Annotated in this window: 1 rRNA gene; it reads left to right on the top strand. The window is 57.1% G+C overall.

The features are described 5' to 3' along the window. The first annotated feature begins 58 nt into the window (after window positions 1–58). A 23S ribosomal RNA gene (locus tag ACWDX6_RS30595) occupies window positions 59–3,181 on the top strand. Window positions 3,182–3,187 lie beyond the last annotated feature (6 nt).

Raw genomic sequence — 3,187 nt, 5'->3', positions numbered from 1 at the left:
TGGGGTGATGGGTGGCTGGTCGTTGCTTGAGAACTACACAGTGGACGCGAGCATCTGTGGCCAAGTTTTTAAGGGCGCACGGTGGATGCCTTGGCACCAGGAACCGATGAAGGACGTGGGAGGCCACGATAGTCCCCGGGGAGCCGTCAACCAGGCTTTGATCCGGGGGTTTCCGAATGGGGAAACCCGGCAGTCGTCATGGGCTGTCACCCATGCCTGAACACATAGGGCATGTGGAGGGAACGAGGGGAAGTGAAACATCTCAGTACCCTCAGGAAGAGAAAACAACCGTGATTCCGGGAGTAGTGGCGAGCGAAACCGGATGAGGCCAAACCGTATGCGTGTGATACCCGGCAGGGGTTGCGCATGCGGGGTTGTGGGATCTCTCTTTCACGGTCTGCCGGCTGTGAGACGAGTCAGAAACCGTTGATGTAGGCGAAGGACATGCGAAAGGTCCGGCGTAGAGGGTAAGACCCCCGTAGCTGAAACATCAACGGCTCGTTTGAGAGACACCCAAGTAGCACGGGGCCCGAGAAATCCCGTGTGAATCTGGCGGGACCACCCGCTAAGCCTAAATATTCCCTGGTGACCGATAGCGGATAGTACCGTGAGGGAATGGTGAAAAGTACCGCGGGAGCGGAGTGAAATAGTACCTGAAACCGTGTGCCTACAAGCCGTGGGAGCGTCGCTCATCGGGTTTACCCGGTGGGTCGTGACTGCGTGCCTTTTGAAGAATGAGCCTGCGAGTTTGCGGTGCGTTGCGAGGTTAACCCGTGTGGGGAAGCCGTAGCGAAAGCGAGTCCGAACAGGGCGATTCAGTAGCGCGCTCAAGACCCGAAGCGGAGTGATCTAGCCATGGGCAGGTTGAAGCGGAGGTAAGACTTCGTGGAGGACCGAACCCACCAGGGTTGAAAACCTGGGGGATGACCTGTGGTTAGGGGTGAAAGGCCAATCAAACTCCGTGATAGCTGGTTCTCCCCGAAATGCATTTAGGTGCAGCGTCGTGTGTTTCTTGCCGGAGGTAGAGCACTGGATAGGCGATGGGCCCTACCGGGTTACTGACCTTAGCCAAACTCCGAATGCCGGTAAGTGAGAGCACGGCAGTGAGACTGTGGGGGATAAGCTCCATGGTCGAGAGGGAAACAGCCCAGAGCATCGACTAAGGCCCCTAAGCGTACGCTAAGTGGGAAAGGATGTGGAGTCGCAGAGACAACCAGGAGGTTGGCTTAGAAGCAGCCACCCTTGAAAGAGTGCGTAATAGCTCACTGGTCAAGTGATTCCGCGCCGACAATGTAGCGGGGCTCAAGCGTACCGCCGAAGTCGTGTCATTGCAGCTATAGGGCCAACGCCTGCTGTGATGGGTAGGGGAGCGTCGTGTGCCGGGTGAAGCAGCCGCGGAAGCGAGTTGTGGACGGTTCACGAGTGAGAATGCAGGCATGAGTAGCGATACACACGTGAGAAACGTGTGCGCCGATTGACTAAGGGTTCCTGGGTCAAGCTGATCTGCCCAGGGTAAGTCGGGACCTAAGGCGAGGCCGACAGGCGTAGTCGATGGACAACCGGTTGATATTCCGGTACCCGCTTTGAAACGCCCAATACCGAGCCCATTAATGCTAAGGCCGTGAAGCCGCCCTGGATCCTTCGGGTGAAGGGGAGTGGTGGAGCCGCCGGCCCAAGGTGGTAGTAGGTAAGCGATGGGGTGACGCAGGAAGGTAGTCCAGCCCGGGCGGTGGTTGTCCCGGGGTAAGGGTGTAGGCCGTGTGATAGGCAAATCCGTCACACATTAAGGCTGAGACCTGATGCCGAGCCGATTGTGGTGAAGTGGATGATCCTATGCTGTCGAGAAAAGCCTCTAGCGAGTTTCATGGCGGCCCGTACCCTAAACCGACTCAGGTGGTCAGGTAGAGAATACCGAGGCGTTCGGGTGAACTATGGTTAAGGAACTCGGCAAAATGCCCCCGTAACTTCGGGAGAAGGGGGGCCATCACCGGTGATGAGTCTTGCACTCTGAGCTGGGGGTGGCCGCAGAGACCAGCGAGAAGCGACTGTTTACTAAAAACACAGGTCCGTGCGAAGCCGTAAGGCGATGTATACGGACTGACGCCTGCCCGGTGCTGGAACGTTAAGGGGACCGGTTAGTGACCTTTCGGGGTTGCGAAGCTGAGAACTTAAGCGCCAGTAAACGGCGGTGGTAACTATAACCATCCTAAGGTAGCGAAATTCCTTGTCGGGTAAGTTCCGACCTGCACGAATGGCGTAACGACTTCTCGACTGTCTCAACCATAGGCCCGGTGAAATTGCACTACGAGTAAAGATGCTCGTTTCGCGCAGCAGGACGGAAAGACCCCGGGACCTTTACTACAGTTTGATATTGGTGTTCGGTTCGGCTTGTGTAGGATAGGTGGGAGACTTTGAAGCCGTGACGCCAGTCATGGTGGAGTCGCCGTTGAAATACCACTCTGGTCGTGCTGGATGTCTAACCTCGGTCCGTGATCCGGATCAGGGACAGTGTCTGATGGGTAGTTTAACTGGGGCGGTTGCCTCCCAAAGGGTAACGGAGGCGCCCAAAGGTTCCCTCAGCCTGGTTGGCAATCAGGTGTTGAGTGTAAGTGCACAAGGGAGCTTGACTGTGAGACCGACGGGTCGAGCAGGGACGAAAGTCGGGACTAGTGATCCGGCGGTGGCTTGTGGAAGCGCCGTCGCTCAACGGATAAAAGGTACCCCGGGGATAACAGGCTGATCTTCCCCAAGAGTCCATATCGACGGGATGGTTTGGCACCTCGATGTCGGCTCGTCGCATCCTGGGGCTGGAGTCGGTCCCAAGGGTTGGGCTGTTCGCCCATTAAAGCGGTACGCGAGCTGGGTTTAGAACGTCGTGAGACAGTTCGGTCCCTATCCGCTGCGCGCGTAGGAATATTGAGAAGGGCTGTCCCTAGTACGAGAGGACCGGGACGGACGAACCTCTGGTGTGCCAGTTGTCCTGCCAAGGGCATGGCTGGTTGGCTACGTTCGGGAGGGATAACCGCTGAAAGCATCTAAGCGGGAAGCCTGCTTCGAGATGAGTATTCCCACCTCCTTGAGAGGGTAAGGCTCCCAGTAGACGACTGGGTTGATAGGCCGGATGTGGAAGCCCAGTAATGGGTGGAGCTGACCGGTACTAATAGGCCGAGGGCTTGTCCTCAGTTGC

Source organism: Streptomyces sp. NPDC003027, from assembly GCF_053591435.1.
Note: the sequence above shows the minus strand (reverse complement) of the source record. Positions and strands in the feature narration are given on the sequence as shown.